Annotated in this window: 19 protein-coding genes; all 19 read left to right on the plus strand. The window is 44.9% G+C overall.

Going from position 1 to position 13,924, the window contains the following annotated elements; translation table 11 throughout:
* Positions 1 to 22: 22 nt before the first annotated feature.
* The 19 genes from BROSI_RS17870 to BROSI_RS17955 all read left to right on the plus strand — a co-directional run bounded on the left by BROSI_RS17870 (position 23) and on the right by BROSI_RS17955 (position 13,516).
* Positions 23 to 472, plus strand: a complete 450-nt coding sequence (locus tag BROSI_RS17870; RefSeq protein WP_052565292.1) for a protein tyrosine phosphatase family protein — start codon at positions 23 to 25, stop codon at positions 470 to 472.
* Between the two features lie 34 nt (positions 473 to 506).
* Complete coding sequence (locus BROSI_RS21080) at positions 507 to 773, plus strand: ferritin-like domain-containing protein (RefSeq protein WP_200891786.1); 267 nt, start codon at positions 507 to 509, stop codon at positions 771 to 773.
* Positions 766 to 999 carry a ferritin-like domain-containing protein gene (locus BROSI_RS21085; RefSeq protein ID WP_200891787.1) on the plus strand — a complete coding sequence of 78 codons (234 nt, stop codon included), beginning with the start codon at positions 766 to 768 and terminating at the stop codon, positions 997 to 999. The genes BROSI_RS21080 and BROSI_RS21085 overlap by 8 nt, the downstream gene beginning before the upstream one ends.
* A 57-nt stretch (positions 1,000 to 1,056) precedes the next feature.
* Positions 1,057 to 1,245, plus strand: coding sequence for a ferredoxin (locus BROSI_RS17880; protein WP_052565294.1), 189 nt, complete (start codon positions 1,057 to 1,059; stop codon positions 1,243 to 1,245).
* Positions 1,246 to 1,262: 17 nt separating this feature from the next.
* A complete protein-coding gene (locus BROSI_RS17885; protein WP_052565296.1) occupies positions 1,263 to 1,607 on the plus strand; it encodes a DUF488 domain-containing protein in 345 nt (114 codons plus the stop codon).
* A gap of 156 nt (positions 1,608 to 1,763) precedes the next feature.
* Entirely contained in the window at positions 1,764 to 2,249 is a 486-nt protein-coding gene (locus tag BROSI_RS17890) for a hemerythrin domain-containing protein (protein WP_052565298.1), read from the plus strand.
* An 8-nt stretch (positions 2,250 to 2,257) separates the two neighbouring features.
* The gene (locus BROSI_RS17895; RefSeq protein ID WP_052565300.1) at positions 2,258 to 2,671 is read left to right on the plus strand and encodes a DsrE/DsrF/DrsH-like family protein; all 414 of its coding nucleotides are present in this window, start codon (positions 2,258 to 2,260) and stop codon (positions 2,669 to 2,671) included.
* 14 nt (positions 2,672 to 2,685) lie between these two features.
* A complete protein-coding gene (locus tag BROSI_RS17900) occupies positions 2,686 to 3,249 on the plus strand; it encodes a hemerythrin domain-containing protein (RefSeq protein WP_052565302.1) in 564 nt (187 codons plus the stop codon).
* An 18-nt stretch (positions 3,250 to 3,267) separates the two neighbouring features.
* Entirely contained in the window at positions 3,268 to 5,139 is a 1,872-nt protein-coding gene (locus BROSI_RS17905) for a chloride channel protein (protein WP_052565305.1), read from the plus strand.
* Positions 5,140 to 5,311: 172 nt separating this feature from the next.
* Entirely contained in the window at positions 5,312 to 6,520 is a 1,209-nt protein-coding gene (locus tag BROSI_RS17910; protein ID WP_052565307.1) for an NAD(P)/FAD-dependent oxidoreductase, read from the plus strand.
* Positions 6,521 to 6,644: 124 nt separating this feature from the next.
* Positions 6,645 to 7,028, plus strand: a complete 384-nt coding sequence (locus BROSI_RS17915; RefSeq protein WP_052565309.1) for a VOC family protein — start codon at positions 6,645 to 6,647, stop codon at positions 7,026 to 7,028.
* Positions 7,029 to 7,151: 123 nt separating this feature from the next.
* Positions 7,152 to 7,523 carry a pyridoxamine 5'-phosphate oxidase family protein gene (locus tag BROSI_RS17920; protein WP_052565311.1) on the plus strand — a complete coding sequence of 124 codons (372 nt, stop codon included), beginning with the start codon at positions 7,152 to 7,154 and terminating at the stop codon, positions 7,521 to 7,523.
* Between the two features lie 222 nt (positions 7,524 to 7,745).
* A complete protein-coding gene (gene rd, locus BROSI_RS17925) occupies positions 7,746 to 7,904 on the plus strand; it encodes a rubredoxin (protein ID WP_052565933.1) in 159 nt (52 codons plus the stop codon).
* A 37-nt stretch (positions 7,905 to 7,941) separates the two neighbouring features.
* Entirely contained in the window at positions 7,942 to 8,364 is a 423-nt protein-coding gene (locus tag BROSI_RS17930) for a DUF3303 domain-containing protein (protein WP_157842619.1), read from the plus strand.
* Between the two features lie 48 nt (positions 8,365 to 8,412).
* A complete protein-coding gene (locus BROSI_RS17935) occupies positions 8,413 to 9,603 on the plus strand; it encodes a 4Fe-4S dicluster domain-containing protein (protein WP_052565314.1) in 1,191 nt (396 codons plus the stop codon).
* Between the two features lie 144 nt (positions 9,604 to 9,747).
* Positions 9,748 to 10,215: a cyclic nucleotide-binding domain-containing protein gene (locus BROSI_RS17940; protein WP_052565316.1), complete on the plus strand. Its 468-nt coding sequence runs from the start codon at positions 9,748 to 9,750 to the stop codon at positions 10,213 to 10,215.
* A 75-nt stretch (positions 10,216 to 10,290) separates the two neighbouring features.
* Positions 10,291 to 11,124 carry an FAD/NAD(P)-binding protein gene (locus tag BROSI_RS17945; protein ID WP_052565318.1) on the plus strand — a complete coding sequence of 278 codons (834 nt, stop codon included), beginning with the start codon at positions 10,291 to 10,293 and terminating at the stop codon, positions 11,122 to 11,124.
* Positions 11,125 to 11,447: 323 nt separating this feature from the next.
* A complete protein-coding gene (locus tag BROSI_RS17950; RefSeq protein ID WP_052565320.1) occupies positions 11,448 to 12,230 on the plus strand; it encodes an NADH-quinone oxidoreductase subunit B family protein in 783 nt (260 codons plus the stop codon).
* A complete protein-coding gene (locus BROSI_RS17955) occupies positions 12,227 to 13,516 on the plus strand; it encodes a Ni/Fe hydrogenase subunit alpha (RefSeq protein WP_052565322.1) in 1,290 nt (429 codons plus the stop codon). Before BROSI_RS17950 ends, BROSI_RS17955 begins: the two co-directional genes overlap by 4 nt.
* Positions 13,517 to 13,924: the final 408 nt, after the last annotated feature.

The raw sequence follows: 13,924 nt of genomic DNA on the forward strand, positions 1-13,924 counted from the left end.
TTTTAAAAAAGAGGAGGTTTCTATGGAGGACAGAATTAAGATTAATGACAATATCACATCAGCAAGCCAGCCGTCCAAAGAAGAAATTGAAAAACTGCCACAACAGGGATTTAAATCGGTTATCAATCTCCGAACTTTCGGGGAAGATGCTCAGCCTCTTTCGCCAAAAGATGAAGGAGTTCTAGTCCGGAAATGCGGGATGAAATATTTACATATCCCAGTTTCAATGAAGGAAGGCATAACGCCTGAATTGGTTGATCAATTTCGTAAAGAAATAGAGCTTCTGCCAACGCCGATATTTGTTCACTGCCGTACAGGAAAACGTGCTGGGGCGTTCTCCATGATGCACACAGCGCTAAAGGAGGGATTGACAGGCGAAGAGGCGCTTCAAAAGGCAATGTCAATAGGATTTGCATGTGATATGCCGCAATTAAAGGATTTTTTTGTAAACTATATTAATCAACATAAATAACATTTAACGGAAAAAGAAAGAAGAAGAAACTACTATGGTCATCAAAGAAAAAATTCAAAAGATAATCAATAAGCAGATAAACTTCGAAATGTGTTCTTCGTATCTCTATCTTTCAATGGCTGCGTATTTCGAATTCACCAATTTACCTGGATTTGCCGGTTGGTTTAAGGTACAGGCAACGGAGGAAAATGGACATGTGATAAAACTCTTTGATTTTATCGTCAAAAGAGGCGGAAGGGTTGTCTTGCAACAGATCGAGGCGCCAAAAAAAAGAATGGGAGTCGCCACTTACGGTGTTTGAGGACTTTGCTGCTCATGAATTAAAAGCAACTGAAAAGATACATAGCCTTATAAAACTGGCTCAGTCGGAGAATGATTATGCCACAGAGATTATGCTGCAGCAATTTGTTCGTGAACAGGTTGAGGAAGAGGCAATCGCTAATATAATAGTGGCAAAACTTAAACTTATTGCAAACTCTGTAAGTGGATTGCTTATACTCGATAAAGAATTAGGAGGGCGTAAGTAAAAAATAAATTTTCGGGGCTGTTTAGAAAAAAATACTCTCTAAAAAAGGAGTTAAATTATGAAGGCAAAGGTAGACCAAGATACGTGTATCGGTTGTGGCTTATGTGTTCAGATCTGTCCTGAGGTTTTTCGGATGGATGGTGATAAGGCAGAGGTAATTGTTGCCATTGTCCCCAAAGAGGTTGAAGATGCCTGTAAAAATGCTGAAGATGAATGCCCTGTAACGGCGATAACAATAGAAGAATAAAGAGGTTTAAATTTACCATGTTTGAAACAAAACGGGTTTACGAAAAACCAGCTAGAAATGATGGCACACGGGTTTTGATTGATCGTCTCTGGCCGCGAGGTCTTAAAAAAGAAGAGGCTGCCATCGATTACTGGATGAAGGAGATTGCCCCCAGCGATACGCTCCGAAAGTGGTTTGCTCATAAAGAGGAACGCTGGCAGGAATTTAAAAGCCGTTATATGAAGGAGTTGAAAGAGAAAAATGAACTCTTGAAGCAATTGATAGATTTAGGGAAAAATAAAAAAGTCACCCTATTATATGCCGCCAAAGATGAAGAAAGAAATAATGCACAAGCGCTTTTGGAGGTATTGAAAAACAAATGAGCTGGACGTGTCCGCATCAGATAAATAATGAATGTATTAGGTTGAGAAAATCATGTCAACCTTTGCAGAAAGGTTGTGTGCTGGATGGGAAAGTTACCTTTATTGATAATCAATTGAACATTGAAACTAAAAAGGATTTAAGAAAGGAGGTTGATCATGATGGTAAAATTAGATCCCATTGCGGAATTCAGAGAAGACCACAGAAAAGTAAGGGACGGATTACTTGAATTAATGGAATCCTTGCAATCAAAGGATGTTGTCAAGGCAAGAAAAATACTTGACAAGATAAACGTAGTTGTCGGTCCACATTTCAGATACGAAGAAGAGGTACTTTATCCAACCTTACGTGTATTTTTGGGTGAGTATGTCGATCAGTTACTCACGGAGCATGATGGTGTAATAGCTACTGCCCGCTCTTGTGCCGAGTTGCTAAAGAAGGATAGTCTAACAGATGAGGAGGCAAAGCTGGCTGTTTCAGCGGCAAGAGCGCTCCTTATTCACGTCTCAAACTGTGACGGTTTGTCGATACTTTCCGAAAGATTGAATAAAAACGAAATAGATACTTTAAGCGAGAAACTTGCTACCGCAAGAAAAGCGGGAGTACCTTTGCTAGATTGGGCAGAAACCATAAGAGGCAAATGAAATAAACCATGGAGACAGATAAGAAAGGTTTATCGATCATATTTCATAGTGGTTCATACGACCGCGTTTATCACGGTTTTTCCATTGCGCTGGTAGCCCTGGCATTAGGTAGAGAAGCAAGGTGCTTTTTTACCTATTGGGCGTTAGAATATCTGGTAAAAGGAAAACCAGTTTTCCAACTTAATGAAGAGAGGCAAATTCATCGGCGCCTATTAGAAGAACATATGAAAAAAGGCCATATTCAGGAAATATCTGAACTTTTAACCCAAGCTAAGGCTATGGGCGCGAAGTTTTATGTCTGCACCAATTCTATGGGCTTGTTAAATATATCCCGGGACGAACTTGTAAATGAGGTTGACAAGAGTATGGGGTTGACCACATTTCTTGCGGAGACTGGCCATGATCAAATTTTATTTATCTAATAAGGAGATCAAAGATGATGAGCAACAACCCAATCCAGATGCTTGAGGACGAACATCTTATTATTGCCAAAGTGATCAGCGCAGTTCCAGTGCTGGCAGACCGGCTGGAAGCGGGCCGGGTAGTGGATATAAAAACGCTTCATGGGGTAATTGAATTCCTGCAAACCTTCGCCGATAAATGTCATCACGACAAAGAAGAGGATTTGCTATTCCCAGCTTTGGTTAATAAGGGTATCTCAAAACAAGGCTGCCCCATAGGAATGCTGACGGCCGAGCACAAGCGCGGCCGGGTGCTCGTCACAGAGTTGGCCGATGCGGCAGACACCTACCAAAGCGGTGATCCCGATGCCAAAAAGGCGGTGGTAAAGAGCCTGAGAGAGCTTGCCGCGCTGTATCCCAATCACATTTGGAAGGAAGATTATCTACTGTTTCCGCTAACCAACAAGGTACTAAGTCTGGAGGAGCAGCAAGCCTTGTATCGGCAATTTGAACAGGTGTGGGAACGGGTGGGCCGGGATGTGCATCACCGCCTGGAACAATTTGCCGAAGGGCTTTCTGAAAGTGCTCAAGTTTGTTAAATATTAAAAAGTAATGTTATGTTACCATATGTCTGGGCAAAAATAAGACTATTTTCTTTCGATAAGATCATACGCTGGCTCAATCGTCAGCAATTCTCCGAATCAGTTGCTCTTGCTGTAATCGCGATACTTGTTGGCCTCACGAGCGGCATAGGAGTATGGCTCTTCAAGCAACTATTTAACGTGATATATCGGTATGCATTCGAAGGGATAGATACACCCATGGGACTTTTTCACAGGAAAGAAATCGCCCTTCGATTTTTCCATGATTTGGCAAATTGGGCCGGATTTGACAAGATAGGAACAGCTTTGGGTTCCATAGGAAATTGGATGATCTTCTTTATACCTGTCATCGGCGGCCTCGCTGTTGGACTGATTTCCCACTTTTTTATTGGTAAGGAACGATATGTGGGTATAGCAGGTATTATGGAATCCGTAGCGTTAGGAGGCGGGCGGCTGCCATATCGGAAAATACCAACCAAAACTGTTGCTGCTGCATTATCTATCGGTTCTGGTGCTTCAGTAGGACCTGCAGACCCTTCAGTGCAGATTGGCGCATACGTAGGATCCATGTTTGGACAACTCCTGCGCCTTTCTGATGAGCGAATTCGCGCCCTCGTTGCATCGGGTGTTGCAGGTGGAATCGCCGCAGCCTTTAATGCGCCTATTACCGGTATATTTTTTGCCTTGGAGATTATTATAGGCGAACTGAGTGTAAACGCCTTTGGGGTCGTTACCTTAGCATCTGTGATCTCATCTGTGTTTACACAGGCCGTATCAGGGCCTCAACCTGCATTTTACATCCCTGCATATGCCTTTAACTCAGTATGGGAACTGCCGCTCTATTTTGGGTTAGGTGTGCTATCAGGACTTAGCGCTGCATTCTATATTCGTTTGCATCATTTTACTCGGGGTATCTTTGATACATGGAATGCCCCGCGCTGGTTTAAACCCGCAGTTGCGGGTCTCGCCGTAGGTCTCGTTGGAATGCATCTGCCACAGGTGTTTGGCATAGGCTATGCTACAATTGAAAATATTTTAGACGGCAAACCGATGACGGTGACTCTCCTGCTTTCGCTGGCATTATCCAGGCTGGTGCTAACGCCGATTTGCATCAGCAGCGGTTTCCAAGGAGGTGTATTTGCGCCTGCCCTTTTTTCCGGCGCTACACTTGGTGGCGCTTACGGACTCGTTGCCAGACAGGTTTTTCCTTCTCTTAATATTTCACCACCCGCCTTTGCGATGGTCGGGATGGCTGCCGTCCTTGCAGGCACAATACATGCGCCAATTACCTCGTTCATCCTGCTCTTTGAAATGACCCATGACTATCGGATTATTTTGCCACTGATAGCAGCAGTAAACGTTAGTCTGTTTCTCTCGTGGCATCTGCAACACGATTCAGTATATACACTGGGACTGGCGCGCAAGGGTATACGTTTACAACGAGGACGCGACGTTGACGTGCTGGAAACAATTACGGTAAATGAGGTTATGGAGACTGAAATCGTTACTTTGCGGGAATCTGATTCGCTTACAGTAGCAACCGATTTACTTACCCAAAGACGACAGCACGGCTTACCAGTGCTTAATAATGTAGGCGAATTGACTGGCATTATCACTGTGCAAGATATTGATCGCGCTCAGGATGACGATTGCGGTAGGGTGTGTATTGTTGGTGAAATTTGCACAAGGGAGCTGCTCCTTGCATATTCCGACGAGACGATTGGCGCCGCATTGCGACGTATCGGGGTGCGCGATGTTGGTCAGTTGCCAGTCGTGGCACGCAAAAATCCGCGTCATTTAGTAGGTTTGCTGCGTAATACTGATATCGCACGCGCCTATGATCTAGCAGTGACCCGCCGAGCGTCAATACGGCATCGTGCTCATTAAGTGCACCTCAGGGCATTTGAGATAGAGAAATTCTTTAAATGTATATAACCGCCATACTAATTACTTTACGCTGGGAACATAAGGAGAAGTAAAAAAATGGATAAATAAGCGGATTAAGGCCGATAGGCCGGATCCGCCAGAATCGTTTTAGATTTATCTGAGAGTATCGATCATGGAAGCCAAAAAGAATATTGTTGTGTTGGGAGCCGGTTATGGAGGAATTACGGCTGCATTGAGGTTGGCAAGATTATTCCATAAGCATCCGGAATATCAAATACATCTCATTGATAGAAACCCTTACCATACGCTCAAGACTCAATTGCATGAGGCAGCTGTTCGAAAAACAGAGATATCCATTCCTATTGGCCGCATTATACAAGGGCGAAATATCATCTTTCATCTTGGAGAAGTAACCAGGATTGATCCCATTGAGCGTATCGTTTATAGAGAAAACGGATCTTTACCATTTAATTACCTGATAATAGCGATTGGAAGTCAGGTAAATTTTTACAATATTCCTGGATTGCAGAAAAACTCCTTCCCGCTTCAGACAATGAGAGACGCACAGATGATCTGTGACTATATTAGTCAACTCTGTACGAGTGCGGTATCAGAACCGGTTGAAGAGCGGCGAAGAGATATGCTTAGGTTTGTCATCGGCGGCGGTGGTTTGTCGGGGGTAGAATTTGCTGCCGAACTTGCTGATCATGCGGCGCAGTGCACCCGTAACTCTCATGTGAATCCTCATGAGGTTGAGATCATCATTGTTGAATCGGGTAGTCACATAGTCCAGAGAATGGATGAATCCTTTGCGGCACGTATTCATAAAAAACTCCTTGGAAAAGGTGTAAAAGTCATACCAAAATCAAAGATCATCGGCCGGACACCGGATACTGCAACCCTTTCATCGGGTGAAGTGCTGAAAACGAAGACTTTGATTTGGACAGGAGGCATTCGTATCAGTGAACTTGCAAGAGAAAGCGGGTTGAAAGTCGGGCAATCAGGGCGTATCATTGTTGATGAATTTCTTCGGGCAGAAGGTTATCCTTTTATTTATGCCATTGGTGATAATGCCCTTGCAATAAATCCCTACACAAAAGAACCTGTTCCTGCTGCCGCCCAGTTTGCATTGCAGCAAGGGCGATTAGTAGCGCACAATATTTATGCAGATATTTTTGAGGGCGTGGGGAAGCCGTATCATCCAAAGGTCCTGGGCGAGGTCGTCAGCCTGGGAAGGCATCTTGCCGTGGGATGGCTGGCCCTTCCCTTCCTGAAGAAAATTACCTTTGTTGGTTTTTTGGGAAGTCTTCTTAAAACTGCCATTCAGGAGAAACACATATTCCTCCTAAGAAAAGAAAGTGGAAAGTGGATAACATCGTAATAATTTTTTATGATGCAGAATTAAGTGAAAGGCCATCGGAAGTCAGGCGATGGTTACGAACAATTGAGATCCTGACACAAACGTGTGCGACGGGGTCTCCTGTCTCAGAAAAGGAGTTAGAACAATGTTCAAGAGGGTCGACCATGTGGAAATTGTACCAAGGAATGCGGAAAAGACCATCGACTTCTATGTAAACGTTCTTGGCTTTAGAATTAGGAGTCGTAAGGAAATGAAAATGCCGCCCATGAAAGAGATTGTTTATATTGAACTTGGCGATACGGTTGTTGAGATTATCTCCGTAAATGATCCCAAGCCAAAATCCGGAAATCCCTGGGAGGTAGGATACAGGGGCATTGCCCTTGAGGTGGACGATATGGCAATGGCGGTGGATTACCTGAAGGGAAAAGGGATAACCATAGCCCAGGAGCCAATAGATTTAGGCAATTCATTCCGTGGAGAGATAAGAGACCCGGATGGGCTTCTTATTGAACTCCGGCAGTGGAAATAACGGAACGATGCCCATGAGCAAACGACCGGCTCCAGCGGACAGAATACCGTTGATGAGCCGGAGCGTTAGGCGCAAGGAAATGCGATTGTGATAAGCTACTAAAAACATGAGGAGGTTTTACAGATGATCCCAGACAAGATGTTAGAGATTCTTAAATACGAAGGTGTAGTCGCAATAGCAACCATGGGCGGCGACGGTCCGCATATGGTGAATACCTGGAATAGCTATATAGTCGTCACCCAAGATGGACATCTTTTGCTTCCTGTTGGCGGTATGATACGGACTGAGGCCAATGTGGGAAAAAACAACAACATTCTTTTAACCCTTGGAAGCAGAGAGGTAGAGGGATTCCACGGTCCTGGCGCTGGGTTCCTGATCAAAGGCACGGCGGTCTTCATAAAATCTGGCGAACAATTTGACATCGTAAAAAAACGATTCTCTTGGGCAAGAGCGGCTATGGAGATAACAATCCTCTCTGCCACGCAGACATTGTAAAAACAGAGTTTGACGTGTGAAATTAAAAAAACGCTATCATTATTGCAAATGATGCGAAAGATGTTTCGTAAGGCATGCCAAGTGCACAGCGATAAAATGCAGTCAGTGTTGGACGAACATGTAAACGTGTAATTTCATTTGGCGTACCCGTATCTCTCGATGGAGGTCTATCTGGAATAGGCCAATATGAGGGACGCGGCCGCCTGGACAGGAGGAATAACTATGGAGAAGTACAAATGCATTGTTTGTGGGTATATCTACGATCCAAAGATTGGGGATACTGATCATGGGGTAAGTCCCGGCACTAGTTTTGGGAATTTGCCAGATGGTTGGGTTTGCCCGGAATGTGGGGCGCCAAAGGAACAATTTGAAAAAATTTAAAATCATCGAAAAAGTATGTAAAACGGAGAAAAATCACATGAAGTATAGAAGAGTTGGAATGTTCGGTACTTTTGTCTTGTTTGTAGTCACTACATTTTTTAGTTCTAACATATATGCCGAAGAGGGCGGAAAGGAATCAGGATGGACCATCGGCGCTGATAACAAAAAAACATTATATGTCGCTCACTGGACACATACCCCGGAAAATTGCCCCGGCAGGAGTGCAGATGGCGCAAAGATGCTAAGCAAGTTCTGGGAAGGAAGAAAATTGGCAGAAGAAAAGGGTATAACGATACTGGGAGCATACGTGACAGTTACAGAACATGATTATTTTATTATCTTTGAAGCAATCGATTACGGCGCAGCCGTAGAATTCTTTCTTCCATTGGTACCCAGTCAAACCGGGAAAATTGTACCCGTGCTTACCATGGATGAATGGTTAAAGATAATGCCAAAGTGAAAAAGAAATGGATGGTTTTTTTGCGTCAGGAAAACGAGGCAGAGTTTTATGATAGAACCGCCATCAGAGAATAGAGATCAGTTTGTTTTGGAGCAAGATCACTTCCAGAAACTCCTTGATGCTCTCATCCAAAAGGGCTATCGGATTGTGGGACCTACCGTAGGTGAAGGGGCTATTGTATATAACGAGTTGAACTCGATTGCAGATTTACCCGTTGGGTGGACAGATGAACAGGATGGCGGTACCTACCGGCTCAAAAAACGTGACGATCAAGCGCTCTTTGGCTACGTTGCTGGCCCACACTCATGGAAAAAATTCCTGCTCCCGTCGGTATTGCGTCTGTGGCAGGCCAAACGTGTAGGCAATAGTTTTCAAATTATAGCAGAAAATGAAAATACCCGAAAGTTTGCCTTTATTGGCGTCCGCTCGTGTGATATGCATGCCATTGCAATTCAGGATAAAGTCTTCATGAACGGACAATACGTTGATCCCCATTATCAATCGCGCCGTACGGATGCCTTTATTCTCGCAGTTAACTGTGGGAAAGCAGGCGGTACCTGTTTCTGCGTATCGATGAATACAGGCCCGAAGGCAACATTCGGTTTCGATCTTGCAATGACCGAAATTCTGGAAGGTGACAGACACTATTTTGTGATTGAAACAGGCACAGAACTGGGAGCAGAGATACTCCACGCGGTTCCGTACAGGAAAGCAAATGAAGAAGAAATATCTTCTGCCGACAGCGTTATAAAGAAAACTGCCGGGCAAATGGGCAGGAGTATGGACACCCGAGACATTAAAGACCTGCTTTACAGAAATTATGAACATCCACGCTGGGATACTGTCGCAGAACGCTGTTTGACCTGCGCTAACTGCACCCTGGTTTGCCCGACGTGTTTTTGCACAACTGTAGAAGATGTTACCGATCTGACAGGCGAGCATGCTGAACGATGGCGGAAGCTGGACTCGTGCTTCACGATGGATTTTTCTTATATCCATGGAGGAAGTGTCCGATCTTCGACAAAGGCCCGCTATCGCCAATGGATGACACACAAAATTGCGACCTGGATTGACCAGTTTGGCACATCGGGTTGCGTCGGCTGTGGACGCTGCATCACCTGGTGCCCTGTTGCGATTGATATCACAGAAGAAGCCCGCGCTATTCGTGAAAACGAGCCTATTTTAAAAAGAGAAACCACAGAGGGCACGGAGAAAAAACCTTACCATCGTAAGGAATGAATTCGCTGTCAAACAGCAAGTAAGTGCTAAAAAATTTGCATTGCGATGATGCATACCCAAAACAATGAAAAGACCTGGTATAACTATATTAATCTTGTGGAATTCTGTGTATATCTGGCGGTAAAATAATCCAGGAGAACAAAAATGCAGCCACATACACTCGAACCTTATCTGGCAGAACATCCATTCTTAAAAGGTCTTGAACCGAAGCACCTTAAAATTATTGTTGGATGCGCATCCAATGTGCGGTTCGATGCCGGGCAGTTTATCTTGCGCGAAGGTGAAGAGGCCAACAATTTTTACATTATTCGACATGGCAAAGTGTCCCTTGAAATATTTACACAGGATCGCGGTCCTATTACCATTCAGACTATCGGAGAGGGCGAGGTGCTGGGTTGGTCATGGCTCATTCCACCGTATCACTGGCATTACGATGCACGGGCTCTTGAGCTCACCCGAGCAATTGCTCTGGATGGAAAATGTTTGCGGGCAAAATGCGAACAAGACCATGACCTGGGTTATGAACTGCTGAAACGGTTTGCATATATCATTACGCAACGGCTAGAGGCGACAAGATTGCAACTTCTGGATATTTATGGTGTTCATGTTTAAGAATTTCAGTATTAAATGGTGGCATGGACGCACTTGTTTGTCCGTGCTAATTTAAAACAAAAGGAATTGAAGACGATGGATACCCAAAGTCCAATGTTCCCAACCCCGTTTCGTATTCAACGGGTGAAGAAGGAAACACACGATACATTCACCATTGAACTTGAACCGATGAACGGTATTGATGAATTTTCATTTGCAGCCGGGCAGTTCAATATGCTCTATGTGTTTGGCATGGGGGAAGTACCAATTTCCATCAGCGGAGACCCGGCCATACCGAAAATACTCAAGCACACGACCCGTGCAGTAGGAACAGTAACGAAAGCCATGCACAAACTAAAACGCGGAGACGTGCTGGGGGTGCGAGGTCCGTTTGGAAGTCATTGGCCTATAAAAGAAGCGATGGGGAAAGATCTTGTTGTTATGGCTGGGGGGATTGGACTTGCACCCTTACGCCCGGCAATGTATCAACTCATTTCAAACCGCAAAAGGTACGGGAAAATCGCGCTCCTTTACGGTGCCAGGACACCACAGGACTTACTTTACGCCCATGAACTCGAACAATGGAGCGGACGCTTTGATGTGGAAGTGAAGGTCGCCGTCGATAGCGCTACAGGGAATTGGCATGGTAATGTTGGTGTCGTAACCACGCTCATCGCCGGGGCCCAATTTGATCCCCCGCAAACAATGGCAATGATTTGTGGCCCTGAAATAATGATGCGTTTCACGGTAATAGAACTGCAAAAAAACGGAGTAAAACCAGAAAACATCTTTATTTCAATGGAACGGAACATGAAATGTGGAATCGGCTTTTGCGGTCACTGCCAGTTCGGGCCTACCTTTGTGTGCAAAGATGGCCCTGTATTTCGCTACGATAGTATCAAAAACATCTTTGGAAAACGAGAAATATAAACAGTTCATCGTCTCATATAAATTAGTCCTTCGGCGACTTAAAATATCTGTTTTCGCAATGACAGTCCATCCCCTTCACCCCCCGCCAGCGGGGGACAGTTGTTTGTCCCCCTCAGTGAGGGGGATTAAGGGTGGAGGAGAAAAGTTTGAAATTCCTTAACGTTAAGTTAGATGCTAAACTCATTCGCTGGCTCAATCATCCTCGATTGAACCGGAACATTTGGTATAATTCCGTCTCATAGCAGCTAAAATATTTTTATGGTTTACAGGGTGCCGCAAAAGCGGCATGATAACTGTGGTAAATTTCATCTTTTCTAAGTACCATGAATAAAAAACGAAAACCTAAACTTGCCGTATGGAAATTTGCCTCCTGCGACGGTTGCCAGTTGAGTCTCTTAGACTGCGAAGACGAATTGCTTACGGTGGCAGGTACGGTTGAGATTGCTTACTTTCCCGAGGCTTCCCGTGCCGTAGTAAAAGGGCCCTACGACCTCTCCCTTGTTGAAGGATCTGTCACCACGCAACACGATGCTGAGCGTATTCAGAAGATTCGCAGGGTATCAAAATTTCTCGTCACCATTGGTGCATGTGCTACGGCCGGCGGCATTCAAACGTTACGCAACTTTAAGGATGTAAATGAGTTTATTTCCATCGTGTATGCATCTCCGAAATACATAAAAACACTCGACAAATCAACGTCTATTGCCAGCCACGTCCATGTTGATTTTGAACTGCAGGGATGCCCTATTAACAAACATCAGCTCCTTGAAGTGCTTGGAGCCTTTCTGTATGGACGTAAACCAAATATTCCGGCGTATAGTGTTTGTATTGAGTGCAAACGTCGCGGAACCGTTTGTGTGATGGTGGCACAGGGTATGCCATGTCTTGGACCGGTAACCCATGCCGGATGCAACGCAATATGCCCTGCGTATAACCGAGGTTGTTATAGTTGCTACGGCCCGATGGAGACGCCGAACACGGCTTCACTAAGCTCATGGTTTAGCCGTCTTGGGGTGAAGGAAGAGAATCTTGTAAGAAGCTTTCGCAGCTTCTATGGTTACTCTGAGCCTTTTCGCAAGGAAAGTGAAGCGCATGAAATAAAATGAAAAGTAAAACGATCAAAGTGGATTACCTTGCCCGTGTTGAAGGCGAAGGCGCCCTGTATGTCAAGATCAAAGATAATAGCGTAGCGGATGTTAAACTGAAGATCTTTGAACCGCCGCGGTTTTTTGAAGCGTTCTTACGAGGACGCAATTACAGCGAAGCCCCTGATATTACAGCGCGCATCTGTGGAATATGCCCAATCGCCTACCAGATGAGTGCCGTACATGCGATGGAAGATGCATTTGGTGTCACTGTCGATGGGCAAATCCGTGCGCTCCGTCGACTCATTTACTGTGGTGAATGGATCGAAAGCCACGCCCTCCATGTGTACATGCTGCATGCACCTGACTTCTTAGGTTACGCCGATGCAATCCAGATGGCAAAAGACCATCCTGCTATTGTACAGCGTGGACTGCAACTGAAAAAGGCAGGGAATGAGGTTGTAGCATTCCTTGGCGGCAGGGAAATCCACCCTATCAATGTGCGTGTCGGAGGATTTTACAAAGTGCCTGCAAAACGTGAACTTGATCCTCTTGCTGAACGTCTGAAATGGGCACGGGATGCAGCCCTTGAAACTGTCCGCTGGACTGCCACACTGGATTTCCCGGACTTTGAGCAAGACTATGAATTTGTCGCCCTTTGTCATCCGGACGAATATCCTTTCAACGAGGGGAGACTTGCTTCGAACAAGGGATTAGACATTTCCGTGAGGGACTATGATGATTCTTTTATTGAAGAACATGTGCAGTATTCCAATGCGTTACATTCTGTCATCAAAGGACGCGGCGCTTATTTCGTTGGTCCTCTGGCCAGGTATAATCTCAATTTTAATCGCCTCTCCCCGTTGGCGCAAGAGAGGGCGCGTTCAGCCGGGCTTTCATCCGTCTGCTATAATCCATTTCAGAGCATTATCATTCGAAGTGTGGAAATCCTGTATGCCTGTGATGAGGCCTTGCGTATCATTGATCAATATGAAAAACCCGAGAAACCGGCAGTACTAGTTCAACCACGAGCCGGCACGGGCTACGGTTGCACTGAAGCGCCGCGCGGTATTCTCTATCATCGTTATAGTACCGATGATAACGGTGTGATCCTTGATGCAAAGATTGTTCCACCCACATCACAAAACCAGAAGACCATTGAAAATGATCTCCGGCAGTTTATCCCGAAATATCTGGACCTCCCTTCCGAAAGGCTTACGTTACAATGTGAGCAGGCAATACGCAACTACGATCCGTGCATCTCATGTGCCACGCATTTTTTGAAGCTTCATGTTGACCGGGAATAAAAAATGAGGTAATAGCTCATCACAGTCATTATGCCGATTTTGCTACACCCTGAAACCATGAAAACATTTTAGATGTTCCGGTGAGTCCTCTCCCCGGGACATCACAGCGTAAATGGGGTAATAGCTCACCGCAGAGATGCAAAGAACGCAAAGGAAAATTCTGAATTCTCTTTTATACCCAAGAGGATCACAATTTGTGATTTATAAACTTGATCCATAGTAACCATAATCTAACGGGGTGGCACGGACAAGCTATGCTTGTCCGTGTTTTTGTGATACTGCATAATGCTTTGTACCTGCAATGGTCAGACTTGTATTGTCTATTCAAATGGTGTGTGGTGTCAGGAGGAAACTCCTGACACCACAAAAATGGATGATTCATACACAGAGTGTTGTGCAAGTTCAACA

This window comes from Candidatus Brocadia sinica JPN1 (genome assembly GCF_000949635.1).
Lineage (GTDB): Bacteria > Planctomycetota > Brocadiia > Brocadiales > Brocadiaceae > Brocadia > Brocadia sinica.

Coding starts and splice junctions, on each gene's coding strand:
- BROSI_RS17930 (WP_157842619.1), top strand. CDS start 7,942: ATGAAGTATAGAAGAGTTGGAATGTTCGGTACTTTTGTCTTGTTTGTA.
- BROSI_RS17920 (WP_052565311.1), top strand. CDS start 7,152: ATGATCCCAGACAAGATGTTAGAGATTCTTAAATACGAAGGTGTAGTC.
- BROSI_RS17880 (WP_052565294.1), top strand. CDS start 1,057: ATGAAGGCAAAGGTAGACCAAGATACGTGTATCGGTTGTGGCTTATGT.
- BROSI_RS17910 (WP_052565307.1), top strand. CDS start 5,312: ATGGAAGCCAAAAAGAATATTGTTGTGTTGGGAGCCGGTTATGGAGGA.
- BROSI_RS17915 (WP_052565309.1), top strand. CDS start 6,645: ATGTTCAAGAGGGTCGACCATGTGGAAATTGTACCAAGGAATGCGGAA.
- BROSI_RS17870 (WP_052565292.1), top strand. CDS start 23: ATGGAGGACAGAATTAAGATTAATGACAATATCACATCAGCAAGCCAG.
- BROSI_RS17905 (WP_052565305.1), top strand. CDS start 3,268: ATGTTACCATATGTCTGGGCAAAAATAAGACTATTTTCTTTCGATAAG.
- BROSI_RS17895 (WP_052565300.1), top strand. CDS start 2,258: ATGGAGACAGATAAGAAAGGTTTATCGATCATATTTCATAGTGGTTCA.
- BROSI_RS17945 (WP_052565318.1), top strand. CDS start 10,291: ATGGATACCCAAAGTCCAATGTTCCCAACCCCGTTTCGTATTCAACGG.
- BROSI_RS17955 (WP_052565322.1), top strand. CDS start 12,227: ATGAAAAGTAAAACGATCAAAGTGGATTACCTTGCCCGTGTTGAAGGC.
- BROSI_RS17940 (WP_052565316.1), top strand. CDS start 9,748: ATGCAGCCACATACACTCGAACCTTATCTGGCAGAACATCCATTCTTA.
- BROSI_RS21080 (WP_200891786.1), top strand. CDS start 507: ATGGTCATCAAAGAAAAAATTCAAAAGATAATCAATAAGCAGATAAAC.
- BROSI_RS17950 (WP_052565320.1), top strand. CDS start 11,448: ATGAATAAAAAACGAAAACCTAAACTTGCCGTATGGAAATTTGCCTCC.
- BROSI_RS17935 (WP_052565314.1), top strand. CDS start 8,413: ATGATAGAACCGCCATCAGAGAATAGAGATCAGTTTGTTTTGGAGCAA.
- BROSI_RS17900 (WP_052565302.1), top strand. CDS start 2,686: ATGATGAGCAACAACCCAATCCAGATGCTTGAGGACGAACATCTTATT.
- BROSI_RS17885 (WP_052565296.1), top strand. CDS start 1,263: ATGTTTGAAACAAAACGGGTTTACGAAAAACCAGCTAGAAATGATGGC.
- BROSI_RS17890 (WP_052565298.1), top strand. CDS start 1,764: ATGATGGTAAAATTAGATCCCATTGCGGAATTCAGAGAAGACCACAGA.
- rd (WP_052565933.1), top strand. CDS start 7,746: ATGGAGAAGTACAAATGCATTGTTTGTGGGTATATCTACGATCCAAAG.